General features: G+C 65.7%; 14 protein-coding genes. 10 read left to right on the top strand and 4 right to left on the bottom strand.

The window, feature by feature from the left end; translation table 11 throughout:
* The first annotated feature begins 57 nt into the window (after positions 1 to 57).
* From tatA to ACCQ01_RS00890, 4 genes are all read left to right on the top strand, one after another.
* Positions 58 to 285 (top strand): Sec-independent protein translocase subunit TatA, encoded by a 228-nt coding sequence (gene tatA / locus ACCQ01_RS00905; RefSeq protein WP_011039162.1) that lies wholly within the window; start codon positions 58 to 60, stop codon positions 283 to 285.
* Between the two features lie 15 nt (positions 286 to 300).
* The gene (tatB, locus tag ACCQ01_RS00900) at positions 301 to 888 is read left to right on the top strand and encodes a Sec-independent protein translocase protein TatB (RefSeq protein WP_228433229.1); all 588 of its coding nucleotides are present in this window, start codon (positions 301 to 303) and stop codon (positions 886 to 888) included.
* Positions 885 to 1622 carry a twin-arginine translocase subunit TatC gene (tatC, locus tag ACCQ01_RS00895; RefSeq protein ID WP_011039160.1) on the top strand — a complete coding sequence of 246 codons (738 nt, stop codon included), beginning with the start codon at positions 885 to 887 and terminating at the stop codon, positions 1620 to 1622. The genes tatB and tatC overlap by 4 nt, the downstream gene beginning before the upstream one ends.
* Positions 1623 to 1803: 181 nt before the next feature.
* On the top strand, positions 1804 to 2397 hold the full coding sequence (locus ACCQ01_RS00890; RefSeq protein WP_228433231.1) for a hypothetical protein: 594 nt from the start codon (positions 1804 to 1806) through the stop codon (positions 2395 to 2397).
* 194 nt (positions 2398 to 2591) lie between these two features.
* Here the strand turns inward: ACCQ01_RS00890 and ACCQ01_RS00885 are convergent, their stop codons facing one another.
* The 3 genes from ACCQ01_RS00885 to ACCQ01_RS00875 all read right to left on the bottom strand — a co-directional run bounded on the left by ACCQ01_RS00885 (position 2592) and on the right by ACCQ01_RS00875 (position 6677).
* Positions 2592 to 3491 carry a BPSS1780 family membrane protein gene (locus ACCQ01_RS00885; protein ID WP_011039159.1) on the bottom strand — a complete coding sequence of 300 codons (900 nt, stop codon included), beginning with the start codon at positions 3489 to 3491 and terminating at the stop codon, positions 2592 to 2594.
* 45 nt (positions 3492 to 3536) lie between these two features.
* Positions 3537 to 4301, bottom strand: a complete 765-nt coding sequence (locus tag ACCQ01_RS00880; RefSeq protein WP_228433233.1) for a glutamine amidotransferase — start codon at positions 4299 to 4301, stop codon at positions 3537 to 3539.
* 564 nt (positions 4302 to 4865) lie between these two features.
* The gene (locus tag ACCQ01_RS00875) at positions 4866 to 6677 is read right to left on the bottom strand and encodes a GspE/PulE family protein (RefSeq protein ID WP_011039157.1); all 1812 of its coding nucleotides are present in this window, start codon (positions 6675 to 6677) and stop codon (positions 4866 to 4868) included.
* A gap of 91 nt (positions 6678 to 6768) precedes the next feature.
* Here ACCQ01_RS00875 and glyQ point away from each other — a divergent pair, with 91 nt between their 5' ends.
* Genes glyQ through ACCQ01_RS00855 form a run of 4 tightly spaced genes read left to right on the top strand, consistent with a single transcriptional unit; the run spans position 6769 to position 11612 of the window.
* Positions 6769 to 7677 (top strand): glycine--tRNA ligase subunit alpha, encoded by a 909-nt coding sequence (gene glyQ / locus ACCQ01_RS00870; RefSeq protein WP_228433236.1) that lies wholly within the window; start codon positions 6769 to 6771, stop codon positions 7675 to 7677.
* A gap of 28 nt (positions 7678 to 7705) precedes the next feature.
* Entirely contained in the window at positions 7706 to 7948 is a 243-nt protein-coding gene (locus tag ACCQ01_RS00865; protein WP_228433238.1) for a hypothetical protein, read from the top strand.
* The gene (gene glyS / locus ACCQ01_RS00860) at positions 7945 to 10038 is read left to right on the top strand and encodes a glycine--tRNA ligase subunit beta (RefSeq protein ID WP_228433240.1); all 2094 of its coding nucleotides are present in this window, start codon (positions 7945 to 7947) and stop codon (positions 10036 to 10038) included. Before ACCQ01_RS00865 ends, glyS begins: the two co-directional genes overlap by 4 nt.
* The gene (locus ACCQ01_RS00855) at positions 10038 to 11612 is read left to right on the top strand and encodes a tetratricopeptide repeat-containing sulfotransferase family protein (protein ID WP_228433242.1); all 1575 of its coding nucleotides are present in this window, start codon (positions 10038 to 10040) and stop codon (positions 11610 to 11612) included. Before glyS ends, ACCQ01_RS00855 begins: the two co-directional genes overlap by 1 nt.
* 175 nt (positions 11613 to 11787) lie before the next feature.
* Here ACCQ01_RS00855 and ACCQ01_RS00850 read toward each other — a convergent pair whose 3' ends face one another.
* On the bottom strand, positions 11788 to 14478 hold the full coding sequence (locus ACCQ01_RS00850) for a TonB-dependent receptor plug domain-containing protein (RefSeq protein WP_228433318.1): 2691 nt from the start codon (positions 14476 to 14478) through the stop codon (positions 11788 to 11790).
* A 240-nt stretch (positions 14479 to 14718) separates the two neighbouring features.
* Here ACCQ01_RS00850 and ACCQ01_RS00845 point away from each other — a divergent pair, with 240 nt between their 5' ends.
* Together ACCQ01_RS00845 and ACCQ01_RS00840 are read left to right on the top strand one after the other, a co-directional pair.
* Positions 14719 to 16500 (top strand): autotransporter assembly complex protein TamA, encoded by a 1782-nt coding sequence (locus tag ACCQ01_RS00845; RefSeq protein WP_042595862.1) that lies wholly within the window; start codon positions 14719 to 14721, stop codon positions 16498 to 16500.
* On the top strand, positions 16497 to 20354 hold the full coding sequence (locus ACCQ01_RS00840) for a translocation/assembly module TamB domain-containing protein (protein ID WP_228433243.1): 3858 nt from the start codon (positions 16497 to 16499) through the stop codon (positions 20352 to 20354). Before ACCQ01_RS00845 ends, ACCQ01_RS00840 begins: the two co-directional genes overlap by 4 nt.
* Positions 20355 to 20390 lie beyond the last annotated feature (36 nt).

Genomic DNA, 20390 nt, shown 5'->3' with positions numbered 1-20390 from the left:
CTGCGCGGTGCGGTGGGGTATCCTGAGTCTCCTATTCTTCAAGCGAGCGAGCGGATCATGGGCAGTTTCAGCATTTGGCACTGGCTGATCGTGCTGGTGATCGTGCTGCTGGTGTTTGGCACCAAGCGGCTCACCAGTGGTGCCAAGGATCTCGGCAGCGCAGTCAAGGAATTCAAGAAGGGCATGCACGACGACGACAAGCCAGCTGGCAAGCTCGGCGACGACTCGCGTAGCGCCGAGCAGGCCCGCGAGGCGCAGGCCGAGCGCGACCGCGACGCGCGCTGATCCGGAACAGCGTCCGTGTTCGATATTGGGTTTAGCGAGCTGGCGCTGATCGCGGTGGTTGCCCTGGTGGTGCTCGGTCCAGAGCGCCTGCCCAAGGCCGCGCGATTTGCCGGGTTGTGGGTGCGCCGCGCGCGCATGCAGTGGGATTCGGTCAAGCAGGAACTCGAACGCGAGCTCGAAGCCGAAGAGCTTAAGCGCAGCCTGCAGGATGTACAGGCGTCGCTGCGCGAAGCCGAAGGCCAGCTGCGCAACACGCAGCAACAGGTCGAAGACGGCGCACGCGGCCTGCATGACCAAGCACGCGAACTCCACGACGAGGTCGGCCGCGATATCGACATCCGCACCAGCGCCACGCCGCTTGCCGCACCGCTAGAGCTGCCGGCCGATGCGCCGGTGGTGCTGGAGCCCGGCAGCGCGCAGCCGCACGCGCCTGTTCCAGCGCCTGCGCCGGTGGTCGCCCAGGCACAACCGATGGCGCCAGCGCCCAAGCAGACCTTGGTGCCGGCACCGCACGGCAGCCTGACCTCCACCCCGGTCACGACGCATGCTCCCACCGCGTCGGCGACCGCCAGCAGCACCAGTCCCCAGGAGAAGACGCCGTGAGCCTGTTCGACGACGCACAGGCCGAAAGCAGTCTGATCGAGCATCTGGTCGAATTGCGCAGCCGGCTGGTCCGCGCGCTGATCGGCCTGGGTGTGGTGCTGATCGCGTTGCTGCCGTTCTCGCGCACCATTTACTCGTGGCTCGCCGCCCCGCTGATCTCGCAGCTGCCGCTGGGGCAGACGATGATCGCGATGAACCCGGCCGGCGCGTTCTTCGCCCCGCTCAAGCTGACCTTCTTCGTGGCGGTGTTCTTCAGCGTGCCGTGGCTGCTGTACCAGGCCTGGGCGTTCGTGGCGCCGGGCCTGTATCAGCGCGAAAAGAAGCTGGCTTTCCCGTTGCTGGCCTCGGCGGTGGCGCTGTTCTACATCGGCTGTGCGTTTGCGTACTTCCTGGTGCTGCCGGCGGTGTTCCACTTCCTGACGACCTTCAAGCCGGACGTCATCGCCATTACGCCGGACGCCAATTCCTACCTGGACTTCGTGCTGGCGATCTTCTTCGCCTTCGGCGCGAGTTTCGAGTTGCCGGTGGCGCTGGTGATCCTGGTGCTGATGGGGTGGGTCAGTCCCAAGCAGCTGAGCGAAGGCCGCGGCTACGCCATCGTCGGCATCTTCGTCCTGGCCGCTGTGCTCACTCCCCCGGACGTGGTCTCGCAGCTGATGCTCGCCATCCCGATGTGCCTGCTCTACGAACTGGGCATCATCGCCTCACGTGCCGTGGCGCCGAAGGCGAGTTAGTGCGCGCAGCAGTACGGCTGCTTGTAGGAGCGCGCTCGTGCGCGATGAGGCTTTACCGGTAGCGCTTCATCGCGCGCAAGCGCGCTCTTACGGATGCCGTGGCACGGGTACAAACACGCTCCCGGACACGAAGGTGCTGACAGACGCGTAGGCTGCATCCAGCCACCAGGTTGGATCGAAAATGCCGAAAACCGCTTCGGAGCAGCTATTCGAGATTTTCTGCGCCCACCATCGGTTGGACTGTCAGCGGATTGCCGAGACGTCTGCCAGTACACCCGACTATCACGTCCGGCTGGGCAGCACGGCGGTGGCCGTCGAAATCAAGCAGATCGAAAGTAGACGCGGAGTCGATCCAGACGGTGGATGGTCACGAACCATTGGCTGGCACGTCCGTCAGAAGATTGCCGAGGCGCGTGCCCAGCTGCGCGTCGCCGCCAGTGCGGGCATGCCGGCCATCTTGTTGATTCACAACACGGTTGATCCGATGCAGCTGTTCGGTACCGAACAGAATGACTTTCTCAGCGCCATGTATGGCGAGCTGACGGTCCGAATCGATGCGTCTGGCCGTGCGGCAAGCGGTCTTTTCCACGGGCGCAATGCGCGCTTGCGGGAGACTGCGAACACGTCTTTCAGCGGCGTGGGGCATCTGCACGCAACGCGCTCAGGTGCGGAGGTGATCATTTACGAAAACGTGTTTGCAGCGCATCCATTGCCATTTGGCGCCATACCCGACTGCATCACGACCGTTCGGGTGGAACTCGACCATACGGTCTGACGCTGCGGAACCGGATCGAATTTCGTAGGAGCGCACCCGGGCGCGATGGGCTTTTCCGGGAAATCTCCGGCGTCGAGAGAAGCTAGCCTCCGCGCTCGCCAGAATGGCTTCTGGTAGGAGCGCACTTGTGCGCGACGAGGCCTTACCGGTAGAGCCGCATCGCGCGCAAGCGCGCTCTTACGGATGCTGCGGTATCAGGCAGCAAATACGTCCGGGCGCGAGGGCGGCGGCGGGCGGGCGACGGCGCCTTCGTGGGTGAACATCTGCTTCCAGGCCGCGTATACCGAGCCGGCGAAGACCGGCATCAGCACGGCCATCAGCAGCAGCTGGGCAAGCCACATCGCCACGGTCTGGCCGGCCACCAGGCCGACGATCAGCGCCACAATCATCACCGCGAAATAGATCGCGAAGATGGCGATGAAGGCCAGTACGAAGAACACCAGCATCGCCGGCAGGTTGTGCAGGCTGGCGCGCAGGCTTTCGCGCAACGCATGGCCGCCGGTGCTGCGGTCGAACATCACCTGCGGCGGCATCACGAACAGGGCCAGCGTCAGCGCGGCGAAGGTCGCCACCATCAGCAGCAACCACAGCAGGATGCGGCCGGCCGGCAAGCTGGCAGCCAGCTGCTCGATCTGCACCGGGTCCGGTTGCGCGCCGGACTGGCTGATCTCGTTGATCTTGACCATCACCTCGGACAGCTGCTGCAGCCCGCTCGGGCCGATCATCACCAGCAGCAGCACACCCAGCACCAGGCCGGCCAGCAACTGCGGCAACAGCGAGACCAGCAGATGCGGCGCGCGGCCGTCCTGCAGGCCGTGCAGCAGGTGCCCGGGGCGGGCAACGCGGCCTTCGTCCACTTCGCGCACCGCCCACAGCAGGCCGCCCATGAACAACGGGCCGGCCAGCACCATCAGGAATTGCAGCGCCGGGCCCAGCAACGGCACCAGCACTGACAGCGACACCACCAGGGTGGCGGCCACACTCCAGATCACCCCCAGCGTGCCCAGCGCCAGCGGCGCCCGCTTCAGCAGGGAGAACCCGGTCAACAGCCATTCTGCGCCGGCAGATGCCGGCACCTTGCGGATTTCGCTCATTCCCATTCCGGATCGATACGCACCGGACCACCCGGCGAATGGGGATTATCGCTGCTTTTGCGTGTGCGCGGCGGGATGGCCGGCCACAGTTTGCAAGCCACGTGCGTGGTGGACGAAGCGCCGCAGCAGCTTGCGCGCCATCGGTGCGGCGCTGACCTCGTTGGCCACGGTGCGGGCACAGCGGCCGTGGCGGGCGATGCAGTCCGCCCGCGCGCGCACATAGCCGCGCATATGGTGGGTGGCGAACTCGGGGTGGAACTGCACGCCCCAGGTGGACTGGCCCCAGCGAAACGCGTGGCACTGATCCTGCGGCGAGCGCGCCAGCACCACCGCGCCGTCGGGCGCACGCAGCACGGTCTGTAAATGGGTGGCATGCGCCGGGAACTGCGGCGGAAGCCCGGCGAACAAGGGGTCTTCGTGCGCGGGTGGGTGCAGTTCCAGGGCGATGGTGCCGGATTCGCGCCCGGCTGGGTTGTAGTCGACCTGCCCGCCAAGCGCGTGTGCGATCAACTGGTGGCCATAGCAGATGCCTAGCAAGGGCATGCCGGCGTGGGCGGCATCGCGCAGCCACTCGGCGCTGCGCTCGCTCCAGTCGGCGCGATCGGTGACGAACGCGGCCGAACCGCTGATCAAGGTGCCGGCAAAGCCGCGGCGGTCGGGCAGGCGGTCGCCGTTGGCGACATCGATGACCACCGTCTCACGCTCGGCCAGCCCGGCCGCCACGCGGATCCAATGCGGAAATCGCCCGTACCGTTTCATCCCCGACACAGGGTGGCCGGTTTCGATGATCAGGAACGGCAAGGCAGACATGCGGACGAAACACCCGGCAGCGATGGATGGGTCCGATTGTAGGCAGCAGCGGCCGGGTTTTTTCAACTGGCGTGCCAACGCATGTAGCTAAGGTTATGCCGGATGGCTATGTATGAGGTTTGGAGACCGGGCTAGGCGGGGGGGCTGGCTACGCGCGCTGTGCAGGGAAGAGCAGTGATGGCTGAGATAGTTTGGGTCACGTTGGTCCCCGACTTGATTGTGCAGTGATCGCCGCGCCACTGATTCGGCCGTCCTCGGCCGTGCCGTGGACTTGGTCAATGGTGAGAATTCCCCCGCCGATGGCGACATGTGCGTGCTGATGTACCCTCATCCGCCCTTCGGGCACCTTCTCCCGCTGGGAGAAGGGAGCAACGGTGTGAGAACGGAGCGAGCCCCTCTACCGCCCGGGCGAGAGGGCACGGCTTGCGCGCCACTGGCGCGCGTGCCTTGGGGCGCCCACGTCGCAAACGCGGGCCGGGGCGCGATCAAGGCCCCTCTCCCGCCGGGAGAGGGGTTGGGGTGAGGGTTGCCTGCGCCGTTAACGGTGCAAACCCCAGCAATCCGCTATTCCCGAGGTGGCAACACCGACAGCACCTCTTCCACCGTGGTCAGGCCAGCGGCGACCTTTTCCAGGCCGGTGCGGCGCAGGGTGCGTAGCCCGTCGCCGCGGGCGGCCTGGCTGAAACTGGCCAGGTCGGTGTCGGCGCGGATCAGGCTACGCAAGCGTGGGGTCACCGGCAGCAGTTCGTACAGGCCCACGCGGCCCAGGTAACCGGTGCGGCGGCATTCCAGGCAGCCGACCGGGGCGTGCACGGTGAGCACCTCCGGCAAGGCTTCGCCGGGTTCCTGGATGGCCGCCCAATCCGCCTCGCTGAGCGTGTGCGGGCGCTTGCAATGCACGCACAACGTGCGCACCAGCCGCTGGGCAAGCACGCCGTTGAGCGTGGAGGCGACCAGGTAGTGCGGCACGCCCAGATCGAGCAGACGGGTGATCGCCGAAGCGGCATCGTTGGTGTGCAGGGTGGACAGCACCAGATGCCCGGTGAGCGAGGCCTGCACCGCCATCTGCGCGGTTTCCAGGTCGCGGATTTCGCCGATCATGATGATGTCCGGGTCCTGCCGCAGCAGCGTGCGCACGCCGCTGGCGAAATCCAGGTCGATGTTTTGCTGGACCTGCATCTGGTTGAATTCGGGGGCGATCATTTCGATCGGGTCTTCCACGCTGCAGACATTCACATCCGGCGTGGCCAGGCGCTTGAGCGTGGAATACAGCGTGGTGGTCTTGCCCGAGCCGGTCGGGCCGGTGACCAGCACGATGCCATGCGGGCGCTCCACCAGCGCGCTCCAGCCGGCGGCTTCTTCGGCGCTGAAGCCGAGTTGTTCGATGCTCTTGAATGCCGAATCCGGGTCGAAGATACGCATCACGCACTTCTCGCCGAACGCGGTGGGCATCGTGGACAGACGCATTTCCACTTCGCGCCCGCCCGGCGACCGGGTCTTGATGCGGCCGTCCTGCGGGCGGCGGCGTTCGGCCAGGTCCATGCGCCCGAGCACCTTGATCCGGCTGACCACCGCGGTCATCACCGTGGGCGGCACTTCCAGCACCTTGTGCAGCACACCGTCGATGCGAAAACGCATACGCCCGGCTTCGCGGCGCGGTTCCAGATGGATGTCGCTGGCCCGTTGTTCGTAGGCGTATTGCAGCAGCCAGTCGACGATATGCACGATGTGGTGATCGTCGGCGTTGACGTCGCCGGCGCGGCCCAGTTCCACCAGCTGTTCGAAGCTGGGCAGGCCCGAGCCGGGTTCGGCACTGCGCGCATCGCCACGCGCGCCACGCACCGATTGGGTGACGCCGAAGAACTCCATCGTGTAGCGGTGCAGATCCAGCGGGTTGATCAGCGCCAGCTCGATGCGCCGGCGGCTGAGGTGCTGCACGTCTGCCAGCCAGTCCAGCGCCAGCGGCTCGCTGGTGGCCACCAGCACGCGCTCGGCGTCCAGTGCCAGCGGCAGGATGCGGTGGCGGCGTGCATACGCATGCGAGACCACGCCGGTGACCGCGGCCACGTCGATGCGGGTGGGGTCGATGCGTAGGTAGCGCAGCCCGGTGCGGGTGGCCAGCCATTCGGTCAGCCGCTCCAGGCCGAGCTCACCGGCTGGCGGCTGCGCGGCGTGCAGCTTGAGGTTGGCCAGCAGCACCAGCGGATGCACTTCGCTGGCGTTGCGCACGCCGGCGGCGGAGAACTGCACGCGCTCGTGTTCGTGCGGCACCACCATGCCATCGGCCAGCAGCGCGGCTGCCACCGGATCGAACATCAGGCGTCCGCGCGGCAGCGGTGCGGAGGTGCTGGGATCGGCCGGGCGCCGCTGTTCCATCTGCTGTAGTCCCCTGCGGCGGTGCTCCCGCGGCAAAGCGCTACGGGTCGGCCGGTATACTAGCGCACCCCTTCCGCACGGCCTTTGCTGCATGTCCGATTCCCGGCGCGTTCCAATCACTTTTCAGGGCCTGATCCAGACCCTCAACCAGTACTGGGCCGAACAGGGCTGTGTGCTGATCCAGCCACTGGACCTGGAAGTGGGCGCGGGCACGTTCCATCCGGCCACCTTCCTGCGCGCGCTGGGACCGGAGCCGTGGAATGCGGCCTACGTGCAGCCCTCGCGCCGTCCCACCGATGGCCGCTACGGCGAAAACCCCAACCGGCTGCAGCGCTACTACCAGTACCAGGTGGCGATGAAGCCCAACCCGGACAACATCCAGGACCTGTACCTGGGCTCGCTCAAGGCGCTGGGCATCGACCCGCTGGTGCACGACCTGCGCTTTGTCGAAGACAACTGGGAATCGCCCACGCTGGGCGCCTGGGGGCTGGGCTGGGAAGTCTGGCTCAACGGCATGGAGGTGACCCAGTTCACCTACTTCCAGCAGGCTGGCGGGCTGGAGTGCAAGCCGGTGCTCGGCGAGATCACCTATGGGCTGGAACGGCTGTGCATGTACCTGCAGAGCTGCGACAACGTCTACGACCTGGTGTGGACCTATGGCCCGGATGGCACGCCGGTGAGCTACGGCGATGTGTATCACCAGAACGAAGTGGAGCAGAGCGCCTACAACTTCGAGCATGCCAATGTGGAAGAGCTGTTCCACCGCTTCGACGCCTGCGAGGCCGAAGCCAAGCATCTGGTGGAGGTGGGCCTGCCGCTGCCTGCGTACGAGCAGGTCACCAAGGCCAGCCACGCCTTCAATCTGCTGGATGCGCGCCGTGCGATCAGCGTGACCGAGCGCCAGCGCTACATCCTGCGCGTGCGCACGTTGTCGCAAGGCGTGGCGCAGGCGTATTACGCACAACGCGAGAAGCTGGGCTTTCCCGGCGTGAAGCGCTGAGCCGAGACCGGTGCGACCGAACAGCGAAATGATCTGGGTGATTGGCGCGCTGTGGTCGGCGCCGCTGGCGTTCGGCTACTTCTGCGCCTGGTGGGCGCAGCAGCGCGGCCGCAACGCACTGGGCTGGTTCCTGTTTGGCTGCTTTCTGCTGCCGGTGGCCGGACTCTGGCTGCTGGCAATCAATGGCGACGACCGCGCTGGCCGCGGCAAGTCGAAAGACAAAACGATTGGGCGCGGCGACCTGCTGGCGACCCGGAAGGACGTGATATGAGCATGCAACCCCTGCTGATCGAACTGGGCACCGAAGAGCTGCCGGTCAAGGCGCTGCCGGGTCTGGCGCAGGCCTTCTTCGACGGCGTACTGGCCGGGCTGGAAAAGCGCGGCGTCGCCGTCACCCGTGGCGATGCCAAGCCGCTGTCCACCCCGCGGCGCCTGGCCGTGCTGCTGCCGGGCGTGGCCACCGAGCAGCCCGAGCAACGCTCCGAAGTGCTGGGCCCGTATCTCAACATTGCGCTCGATGGCGAGGGCAACCCGACCAAGGCGCTGGCCGGTTTTGCGGCCAAGGCCGGGATCGACTGGACCGCGCTGGAGCGCACCAGTGACGCCAAGGGCGAGCGCTTCGTGCATCGCGCGGTGACGCCGGGCGCACAGACCGCCGCGCTGCTGCCGGAGATCCTGCGCGAAACGATTGCTGCCATGCCGATCCCCAAGCCGATGCGCTGGGGTGCGCACGAATACGCCTTCGCGCGGCCGGTGCAGTGGCTGGTGTTGCTGTTCGGCAACGCCGTGATTCCTGCCGAGCTGCTGGGTGTGCGTGGCGACCGCATCACCCGCGGCCATCGGTTCATGCATGACGGCGACATCGCGCTGGCGGCGCCGGGCGATTACATCGACGCACTGCGCGCCGCGCACGTGCTGGTGGATGCCGATGCACGCCGTGCGCGCATTGTCGAAGAAGTCGATGCGGCCGCCAGGCAGGCCGGCGGCAGCGCACGCATCAGCGACGACAATCTGGAGCAGGTGGTCAACCTGGTCGAATGGCCGTCGGCGGTGTTGTGCAGTTTCGAGCGCGCGTTCCTGGCGGTACCGCAGGAAGCGCTGATCGAGACGATGGAGATCAACCAGAAATTCTTCCCGGTGCTGGACGACGGCGGCAAGTTGACCGAGCAGTTCATCGGGATTGCCAATATCGTCTCCAAGGATGTCGCCGAAGTGGCCAAGGGCTACGAGCGCGTGATCCGACCACGGTTTGCCGATGCCAAGTTCTTCTTCGACGAAGACCTCAAGCAGGGGCTGGAGGCGATGGGCGCGGGCCTGGCCAGCGTCACGTATCAGGCCAAGCTGGGCACGGTGGCCGACAAGGTGGCGCGTGTGGCCGCGCTGGCCGAAGCAATTGCGCCGCAAGTAGGTGCCGATCCGGTGCAGGCGCGTCGCGCCGCGGAATTGGCCAAGAACGACCTGCAGTCGCGCATGGTCAACGAGTTCCCAGAACTGCAGGGTATCGCCGGCCGGCATTACGCCAAGGCTGCCGGTGAGCCGAGCGAAATTTCGCTGGCGATCGACGAGGCCTACCAGCCGCGTTTTGCCGGCGATGACATCGCGCTCTCGCCGCTGGGCAAGGTGCTGGCAATCGCCGAGCGGTTGGATACCTTGGCTGGTGGCTTTGCGGCTGGATTGAAGCCGACGGGTAACAAGGATCCGTTTGCGTTGCGGCGTAATGCGTTGGGGTTGGCGCGGACGGTGATTGAGTCTGGATTTGAATTGGATCTGCCGAAGCTGATTGATGTGGGCCTGGCGTCGTTGCCGGATGCAGTGAAACCGCATGCCGACCGCAACACAGAGACGGTACGGGCGGATCTCTACGACTTCATCCTCGACCGCCTGAAGGGCTACTACGCCGACAAGGGCGTCGCGGCCACGCACTTCAATGCCGTTGCCGAGTTGAAGCCCGCCTCCCTCTACGACTTCGACCGCCGCATCGACGCCATCGGCATTTTCGCCACCTTGCCCGAGGCCGAAGCGCTGGCTGCAGCCAACAAGCGCATCCGCAACATCCTGCGCAAGGTCGAAGGCGAGATTCCCGGCGACATCGACACCACGCTGTTGCGCGAACCGGCCGAAGAAGCCCTGGCCGAAGCAGTGGAAGCGGCCATCGGCGACACCGGCGATGCGCTGCACCGCCACGACTACGTCGCCGTGCTCGCCCGCCTGGCGCGCCTGCGCCCGCAGGTGGATGCATTCTTCGATGGCGTGATGGTCAATGCCGACGATCCACAGCTGCGCGCCAACCGGCTCGCCCTGCTGAAGAAGCTCGGCGACCGCCTGGGCAGCGTGGCCGCCATCGAGCATCTGTCCAGCTGATGGCGACCTCCGCCGGCGCGGTTCACTGGCAACACGCCCAGGCCGCGCTGGCACGTCGCGACATGGGCGTGGCGGCAGCCGCGTTGCAGGCATTGCTGGCCGAAGAGCCTGCGCATGTTGCGGCACGTGTGCTGCTGGCCGGCACCGTGCTCGCCAGCGGCAGGATGCGCGAAGCCGTCGCGCAGTTGCGGCTGGCCGCCCAGGACCTGGGCGATGATGTGGCCTTGCGTTGCCGGGTGGCGCAGGCGCTGCTGCGTGTTGGCGAGCACCGCGCATTGCATGCACTGTTGCGGCATCCTTCGGTCACCGGCTGTCACGATGGCGCGACCTTGGCGCTGCTGGCGCACGTGCATCAATCGCTGGGCGAACACCCCGAAGCGCTGGCGATGATGCAACGCGCGCAGGCCGCTGGCTTCGATGGCGCGGACTTTCGGTTTTTCCTGGCCGTGCAGCTGCAATTCAACGGGCAGCTCGATGCGGCCGCGCAGGCGCTGGAGCATGTATTAGCGCAGTCGCCCGGCTATGGGCGGGCGTCGTTGACGCGTGCGCGCCTGCGCCGCCAGACCCACGCCAGCAACCATGTCGACCACTTGCAGTACCAGCTGCGTCAGGCCGCGCCGCAAAGTGAAGATCGCGCTGCGATCGCCTTTGCGTTGTACAAGGAACTGGAAGATCTGGGCGATACCGAGGGCGCCTGGCAGGCACTTGCGCACGGCAATGCGGTGATGCATGCCCGCCTGCGCCATGACGCCGCCGCCGAGGCCGGGTTGTATGCGCAGTTGGGTGCCTTGGCCGAGCAGGGCGTGTTTTCAACGCCCGGTGCGCAACAGATGCAGGGGCCGCAACCGATCTTCGTGCTGGGCCTGCCACGTTCGGGCACCACGGTGCTGGAGCGCATGCTCGGCAATCATTCGCAGATCGTGTCGGCTGGGGAATTGAACGACTTTGGTCATCAGTTGCGCTGGGGGGCCGACCAGGCGGGCCGCAGCCTGCTGGACGCGCGCCTGCTGCAGGCGTTTCCCACACTGGACTACGCGCAGATCGGCCAGCGTTATCTGGAACAGACCCAATGGCGTGCCGGTGGCGCGCGCTGGTTCATCGACAAACTGCCGGCCAATGCCGTTGCGATCGGCGCGATTGCTCGCGCCCTGCCCAATGCGGTGATCGTGCATCTGGTGCGCGACCCCATGGCGGTGTGTTTCTCCAACTACCGTGCGCTGTTCGGTGACTCGTATGCGTACAGCTACGACCTGACCACGCTCGCGCGTCATTACCAGGCGTACCACGCATTGATGGCGCAGTGGCGCGCGGCCTTGCCCGGGCGTGTGATCGATGTGGACTATGCGCAGATGGTGCGCGCGCCATCTGCGATCCTGGAACAGTTGATGGCGCGCTGCGGCTTGGAGATCGAACCGGAGCAGGTCGACATCACCCGCAATGCGGCGGCCTCGGCCACCTTGAGCAGCGTACAGGTGCGCGAAGGCGTGCATGCACGCAACGTCGAAGAATGGCGCCGCTATGCCACGCAGCTGGAGCCGCTGCGGCAGTCCTTGTTGCAGGCCGGGCTGATCTGAGCCACTTGCCTGGGGCACTGGGTCATTGCCCGACGCGCCGCTGCAGCCCATCCCTTTGAGGTATCGCCCCGCCCGCGTGGCCCTCTGATGGACAAACACGGCTGCACCAGCCACTCCCTGAAACACCAACGGCAGCCAGTGGCTGCCGTTGGTCGAAGACGGCCTGACGGTAACGTCAGTGCGCGCCGAAACGCCAGTTCAATTCCAGCATGTAGGAACGGCCATAGCCGGTGTAGTTGAAGATGTTGTAGTACGGGTAGTCGGTGTAGGTACGATCACGCGGTGGGCGGGTGTCGGCCAGATTGTTGACGGTGGCCGTCAGCGAGATGTCGTCGTTGATCGCATAGTCCAGTGTTGCATTGAGCGTGGTCCAGGCGCCGACCTTGCGTGCGCCTTCCACCGCATAGCCATCGGTGCTCTGGCCCGCGGTGAAGTTGGGCGTACGGCCGTAGCGCTGGCCGAACAAGGTGGTGGTCCACGCATCTTTCTGCCAGGTGATCGAGGCATTGGTGATGCTGCGGAACTCGGAAGAGAAGAACGGCTCGCTCAGCAGGTCGCGCACCGGGTCTTGCGGGAACTGCTGGCTTTCGTGCTTGAGCGTCAGGTTGTATTGCGCGTCGAACACAAACAGGCCCCAGGATTCTGTGGCCAGGTTGTAGGTCGCCTTGGTCAGCACGCCGGAGATTTCCTCGTTGGAAATATTGACCGGGTTGATGCGGATGTTGCTCAGGCGATTCGGTACCGGCGCATCAGCGGCCGTGCGATCGATGCGCGACAGCGCATCCACGCAGGTCGGTGAGTTGATGTCCAGGGCACCGAGCCGGCAGGCCGATTCGTTCTGCAGTAATGCATCGGTGCTCAGGTCGCTGACCTTGTCATCGATCTTGATGTTGTAGTAATCGGCATTGACGCTGAAGCGTGCGCTCGGCGACCACACCACGCCGGCGCCCCAGGATTTTGCGGTGATCGACTTCAGATCCGCATTGCCGGATCGACGGCCCTGGATGCTGGTGCCGGCATAGGTGCAGTCGGAAATCGGCACACCGGGTTCTTCAACCGCGCAGCGGTAGTAGTCATTGACGCCCTGGAAGAAGCCGCTGTCGCCAGCGAACGAGAACGCCATGTCCGGTGCCTTGAACGCGGTGGCGTAGTTGCCGCGGAACAGCAGCGAATCGATCGGGCGGAACTCCAGCGCAGCCTTGTAGGTGAACTTGGAATCACCGCCGCCGCCCTGGTTCTTGTAGTCGTCGTAGCGGCCGGACAGGTTGGCCGTGAGGGTGCTCAGGATCGGCACCCGCATTTCGAAGGCCGCTGCCCAGTTCTCGCGCTTGCCGCTGCCCTGGGTGCCGGTCAGCTGGTAGAAGTCGCCGGCGATCACGCGTTGGTCGGTCGGGTTGGTCCAGTACTGATTACCGGCCTGCAACACACCGGCAATGCCGACCGCACCGGCCGGCATGTTGAACAACTCGGTGTTGGTCAGCTGCAGGTTGACGTTCTGGGTCCAGGTCCTGGACTTGGTGCGGATTTCGTCGTTGAAGCTGCGGTACTGCGCCGGCGTCAACGCGCGATAGAAGTTGGCATCGTTGGGCGAATAGATCGGGTAGCCGTAGTACTCGCCCTGCGGAGCGCCAAGGAACTGTTCGCGGAAGAAATCCTCGATGCGGTCGGCCAGCGGCCACTGCTGACGGCTTTCGATGCGATATTCCGAGCGTGCGTAGTACGCATCGTAGGTCCAGTTGCTGGCACCCAGGCCGCCTTTCAGGCCGAGTGCGATGTTGTAGGAGTCGGCAGTCTGGCGGTCGTTGTTGAAATTCTGATTGCCGGTTTCTTCAGGCGCAAAAATACGTTGATAGCTTTCGAGCTGCTGGCTGTTCTGGTTGTAGAAAAAGCCACCGGTGTCTGACGAGGTCTGCCAGAAGCGCGAGCCACCGTTGACTTCCACCTTGGTGCGATTGAGCAGCAAGGTGGAATAGAGCTCGGCATTGTCGTTGAACGCATAACTCAGGTTGGCATAGCCGCTGGCGCTACGTTCCTTGTTGAGGATGCTGGCGTACCCTGGCACTGCGCGGCTGCTACAGAAGTTGCCGCGGTTGGCGCGATTGTCGTACTGCACCGAACCATTGAACAGCGGTCCCAATGCAGCGCAATTTTCGGCACCGGGATCGATATAGGTAGTTGGCAGGTTATGCAAGGCAATACGCGAACCATAGCGCAGCGTCGGGTCCGGATTGTCGTTGGTGGAATCGAAATCGCGGCGCTGATAGCCGTAGATCGGATCCTGATTGTTGAGCTGCAGGCCCCACACGATGTTGGCGCCGCCGATCTCGTTGCCGCCGGTGAGCTGAAAACGCTGGTTGTTGCCGCCACCGCCGTCGTAGGTGCCCATGCGGTAATTCATCTGCACGCCGTCCATGCGCTTTTTCAGGATGATGTTGACCACACCGGCAATCGCGCTGGAGCCGTAGATCGAGGACTGGTTACCGGGCGCCACGTCGATGCGCTCGACCATGCCCACCGGCACGCTGGCCAGATCGACGAAGTTGCTCTGGCCGTTGTAGAGCAACGGGTAGTCGGCCATCGGCCGGCCATCGATCAGCACCAGGGTGAAGCCTGGATCGAGCCCTAGCAGGCTCAGCGACTTGGCACCCGCGGTGAAGCCATTGCTGAACTGGCCATCCTGGACCGCGCCGGTCGCCATCGGCTGCGAGCGCAGCACGTCGTAGACGTCCTTGAAGCCGCGCCGCTGGATGTCCTGGGCGGTGATCGAAAACACCGGGGTTGCGGTCTCGACCTGGGAACGGGGGATCAATGACCCTGTCACCGTCACCTTGTCCAGTTGAGTCACTTCGCCTTGTGCCTGCGCCATTGCGAGCGATGGCATGGTCAGGGCGGTGCAGACGGCGGTAACCAGCAAATGACGCTTCATGTAACGAACCTCTCTCTCTCCAAAGGTCTAACGGGCGTGCGGCAATCGGGGGGGCCGCGCGCAATGGGTGTCAACAAAACGTTAACGCGTACCGACTGTACCCAGTTCAGTCCGGTACCGTATAGGCATGTTTCTTCAGATTTTTTGTCCCTTCACGCATAGGCTGGGTATCCTTTGCCGATGCTTAAAGTCGCGTTTGCTCTTTCCCTGCTGTGCACTCTGCTGATTCCGCTGCAAGCGGCTGCCCGCGGAACCATCGACAAGATCGAGATCAAGGGGTTGGACGGCGACGACGACGCCGAGATGATCGAGAACATCGAGGTGTCCTTGTCTTTGTATGAGGCCGTCGGCAAGGAGCAGGGTGAGTCGCGGCTGGAGTACCTGCTGGCGCAGGCGGAGCGGCAGACGCGCGAGGCACTGGAGCCGTTTGGTTATTACTCGCCCACCATCGACATTGCCGCGCCGCGCGACGGCGAGCGCCTGACCGTGGTGATCACCGTGAACCGTGGCGAGCCGGTGCGGGTGCGGCAGTCGCATATTTCGATCACCGGCTGGGCCGAGCAAGACCGCTACCTGGGCCAGGACCTCAAGCAATTCGAGCCGCGCGAAGGGCAGGTCTTCAGCCATCCGCAGTACGAAGCCAGCAAGGTGCGCATCACCCGCCGCCTGGCCGAGCGCGGCTACTTCGATGCCGACTTCACCCAGCGCCGGGTGGCGGTGACGCGTGCCGAGCATGCCGCCGACATCGATCTGAACTGGGACAGCGGCCGCCGCTACGACATGGGCACCGTGCGCTTTGACTACGATTATTTCCGCCCGGGGCTGTTCGAGCCGCTGGTGTATTGGGACGAGGGCAGCTACTACCACGAAGGCAAGCTGGATCGGCTGCGCGAGTCGCTGACCAAGCTCGATTACTTCAGCACCATCGACATCCAGCCCAAGCCGGAGGAAGCCGATGACCAGGGCCGGGTGCCGGTGGACGTCAAACTCACCCGTGCCAAGCGCACCGTGTACACCTCCGGTCTGAGCTATGGCAGCGAGAGCGGCGCCGGTGTGCGCGGAGGCGTGGAGCGGCGCTATGTCAATTCGCGCGGCCACAAGATGGACACGCAGCTGGACTACGCGCAGAACCGCAAGAGCCTGACCACCAGCTACCGGGTGCCGGCGTTCCGCTGGCTGGATGGCTGGTACACCGCCTCGGCGCGCCTGTACGACGAGCAGACCGAATACATCGACCTGCGCAACGTCAAACTCACCGGCAGCCGCAGTGGCCAGATCAACGAGCGCTGGAGTGCGATCGCCTCGATCAACGCCTTGCGCGAGCGTTGGCGTTTCAGCAGCGGCAGCGATTTCACCGATGCCGTGTACGAGACCTCCACGCTGATCTATCCGCAGCTGCAGGCCAACTACGTCAACGTCGATGACCGGCTGTTTCCACGCAGCGGCGTGTCCGGGCAGATGTTCATCCGCGGCGGCGCCGAGGGCGCCGGCTCGGACACCAATTTCGGTCAGCTCTACGGCCAGCTACGGTGGTTCCTGGGCGCCGGCGACAATGGGCGGGTGATCCTGCGTGGCGAAGGTGGCACCACCTGGACCAGCGATCTGGTGGCAATGCCGCCGAGCCTGCGGTTCTTTGCCGGTGGCCCCAACAGCATCCGCGGCTATGCATTCCGCGAAGTGGGCCCGCGCACGCCCAAGCCGGACGAATTCGCGCTGGGTGCCAAGAACGTGGTCACCGCCAGCGCCGAATACGAGCATTACCTCAAGGGCGGGCCGTGGGGCGGTGCGGTGTTCGTCGATAGCGGCAGTGCCTTCGATGACACCCCGGACTGGCGCACCGGTATTGGCTTCGGCCTGCGTTGGCGCTCGCCGGTGGGGCCGGTGCGGGTGGATATTGCGCACGGCTTGAACGACCCCGATTCGCAGTTCCAGCTCTACATCGACATCGGGGCGAACCTGTGAGTACACCAACGCCCCCCACCAGCCCCGCGCCGCGCCCGCGCTTCTACCGGCGCCGCCGGTTCTGGGTGGGCTCCGGCCTGACCGTGCTCGGCCTGGGCCTGCTGGCATTGATTGCGTTGTACTGGTTGCTGCAGACCGTGGCAGGGCGCGATGTGTTGCTGGCCCAGGTCACCGCGCGCCTGCCGGTGGGTGCCAGCTTCACCTATGGCAGCGTCGAAGGCCCGGTGGCCGGCCCGCTGACCCTGCGCAATGTCGACTTCAGGTATCAGGACATCCACTTCACCGCCGAGCGCGTGTACCTGGAACCCGACCTGCGCCCGCTGCTGGGCCGCAAGCTGCAACTGGACGCGGTGCAGGTGAGTAATGCCACGTTGAACCTGGGCAAGAGCGACGAGCCTTTCACCCTGCCGAGCTGGCCGGAGTCGCTGCCGCAGATCAATGTGCCGTTGGCGATCCAGGCCGACCACATCGGCGTGGATAACCTGCGTATCACCCAGCTGCAACAGCCAATGATCACCCTGCACCGCGTGCAGGGCGGCCTGGAAGTGGCCACCGGCGAATTGCGCACCCGCAATCTGGTGGTCGATACCGACATGGGCGACTTCCGCCTCAACGGCGATTACGTGCCCAGCGACGATTACCGCGCCGACCTCACCGCCACCGCGGTGTTGCCGGCCGCACGTGGGCGCACGCCGGCCAGCCTGGGCTTGGTGGCACGCGGTGACCTGGACAAGATGGAAGTGGCGATCGCCGGGCGCGCGCCGGCGCCGCTGCGTGCCAGCCTGGTGTTCACCGGCCGCGACGACCCGACCTGGGCCTTCAAGGCGGTGACCGAAGCTCTGGATACCTCACTGCTGATACCGGCGCCCGCCGGGCAGGAGACCCCGCCGGCCACGCCGATCGCGCTGGACCTGCAGGCCTCGGGCAAGGGCGGCAAGGCCGACTTGCGTGGCAGCGTCAAACAAGGCGAGTTGAGCGCCACCTTGCAGCCCTCGCACGTGAGCCTGCAAGACCAGGTGCTCACGGTGGAACCGCTGATCATCGATGCGTTCGAAGGCCGCACCCAGCTGCGTGGCAGCGCCGATTTCCGCGACCCCGACAACGCCAGCTTCCGGTTTTCGGTCAATGCCAGCGGCCTGCGCTTCACGCCTGCAGCAGACCCCGCCACCCCGGACGCGCCGGCGGTGCCGGTGGAACTCACCGACGCACGCCTGGGCCTGGCCGGGACGCTCAAGGCCTGGGCCGCCATCGGGCGGGCCACCGTGCAGCGCGATGGCCAGCAGGCCGAACTGGTGTTCGACAGCCGCGGCAACGACGAGCGTGCCCAGCTCAAGCAGGTGCAGGCCAAGACCCCGGGCGGCTCGCTGGATCTCACCGGTGAAGTGGCCTGGGCGCCCGCACTGCAGTGGGACCTCACCGCGCAGCTGGCCAAGTTCGACCCGGGCTATTTCGTGCCGGGCTGGAACGGCAATCTGTCCGGCCAGGTCGCCTCCAAGGGCCGCCAGTTGCCAGCACCGGCCGGGGGCGTCTCGCCGGGCTACGAGGCCACCGCCGACATCCCGACCCTGAGCGGCCAGTTGCGCCAACGCGCGCTGTCGGCCAATGGCAAGTTCGCCTTGCGCGGCACGCAGGGCGAAGGGCAACTGCAACTGGCACTGGGCAGTAGCCGCATCGACGCCAAGGGCACCGTGGGCGACCAGCTCGACATCGCCGCGCAATTGCAGCCGCTGCAGCTGGACGACCTGTTGCCCGGCGCCACCGGCACCGTGCGTGGGCAGCTGCAGGTCAACGGCCGCCGCGATGCGCCGACTGTCACCGCCGACCTGGCCGGCACCGGCCTGCGCTGGAACGACTACAGCGCGCAGAGCGTGAGCCTGCGCGGGCGCCTGCCATGGAGCGGCAGCGACGGGCAGCTGGCCTTGCAGGGCACCGCCATCGAAGCGGGCGTGGTGCTGGATAGCGTGCGCGTGCAGGCACGCGGTGCGGTGGAAGCGCTGCGGCTGGATGCGGACATCGCCAACAGCATGGCCAGCGTCGCGCTGCAGGGCGATGTGCGCCGCAACGGCGCGCGCTGGCAGGGGCAGGTGAGCACGCTGCGCATCGTGCCGGCGAAGGGCGATGCCTGGGCGCTGCGCCAGCCGGCGCAGTTCAGCACCGAGGGCGCTGCATTCACCCTGTCGGATACCTGCCTCGGCGCAGCCACCGGCGGTGCGCTGTGCGCCAGCGCCAACTGGCCGCGTGAGGGCATGGTGGTGCATGGCGACGCGTTGCCATTATCGCTGGTGCAGCCGTGGCTGCCCAAGCAGGAAGGCCGGCAGATCTATCTGCGCGGTGACCTCACCCTGGACGGCAGCTTCAAGCCACGCGGCAATGCCTGGGAAGGCTCGTTCCGCATCGCCTCGCCGGAAGGCGGCGTGCGCCTGGGCGAGACCCGCTACGCGGCGGTGGCCGGCAATCCCAATCGTGGCGAGTTGCTGCGCTACGACCAGTTCAGCGTGCAGGCCGATTTCACCCCGCAACAGATCCAGGGCAAGCTCGGCGTGGGCTTCCAGGGCAATGGCTTTGTGGATGCCAAGTTCAACACCGGCTGGGATGCGTATGCGCCGCTCAACGGCGAGCTGTATCTCAACATGTCGCGGCTGTATTGGCTGGAGCTGGTGGTGGCCGATGTGGTGCGGCCCAAGGGCCTGGTCGAAGGCCACGTGAGCCTGCGCGGCACGCGCGACAAACCGCTGCTCGGCGGCGATGCGACCTTGAGCGATTTCACCGCCGAATACCCGTCGATGGGCCTGACCCTGAGCGAGGGCAAGGGCCGCTTCGACGCGCTGCCGGATGGCTCGGCCAAGATCACCGCCTCGGCCAAGTCCGGCGACGGCACGCTCAACATCGATGGCGGGCTGTCGTGGTTCGGCACCAGCACGCCGCTGCTGCTCAATATCCGCGGTGAAAACGTGCTGGCCTACAACACCAGCGAGTTGCGCATCGTCGCCAACCCGGACATGCAATTCGGCATCGTCGACACCACCATGCAACTGCGTGGCAAGGTCACCGTGCCCGAGGCCGACATCGATCTGGAACGGCTCGACCGCGGCACCTCGGTGTCCGAGGACGTGGTGGTGCTGGACCCGGTGGACCCGGAAGCCGCGCCCGCCTCGCCACTGGATATGGACCTGGCCATCGTGCTCGGCGACAAGGTCAACATGAGCGGTTTCGGCCTGAAAGGCGGGCTAAGCGGGCAGATGCAGATCCGCGCGCGCCCGGGCCGCGAAATGACCGCCAATGGCGGGCTGGACGTGCGTGGCCGCTACAAGGCTTATGGACAGGATCTGACCATCAGCCGCGGCCAGCTGACCTGGAACAACAACATCGTCTCCGACCCGCGCGTGAGCCTGCGCGCCGAACGCAAGATCGGCGATGTCACCGCCGGTATCGATGTCAGCGGACGCGCCGAATCGCCGCGTGCGGATGTGTGGTCGGAGCCGGCAATGTCGCAATCCGAAGCGCTGTCGTACCTGGTGCTCGGCCGCGGCCTGTCCACCGCCAGCAGCGACGAAACCCAGCAGGTCAGCGCCGCCTCGGCCGCGCTCTCGGCCGGCAGCAGCCTGATCGCCTCGCAGATCGGCGCCAAGCTCGGCCTCGACGAAGCCGGCGTGAGCGAATCCAGCACCGTCGGCTCGGTCGTGGGCTTCGGCAAGTACCTCTCGCCCAAACTCTACGTCGGCTACGGCGTCTCGATGGTCGGCAGCGGCTCGGTATTGACGCTGAAATATCTGCTCAGCCGCGGCTTCGATGTGGAAGCCGAATCCAGCACGGTGGAGACCAAAGGCTCGATCAATTGGCGGCGGGAGAAGTAGGGGGAAGCCTGCTGCACGCTGTCTTCTGCAGACCAC

It is taken from the genome of Xanthomonas sp. NCPPB 4037 (genome assembly GCF_041475695.2).
Classification (GTDB): Bacteria; Pseudomonadota; Gammaproteobacteria; order Xanthomonadales; family Xanthomonadaceae; genus Xanthomonas; species Xanthomonas campestris.
This window is presented reverse-complemented; position numbering and strand designations above follow the sequence as displayed.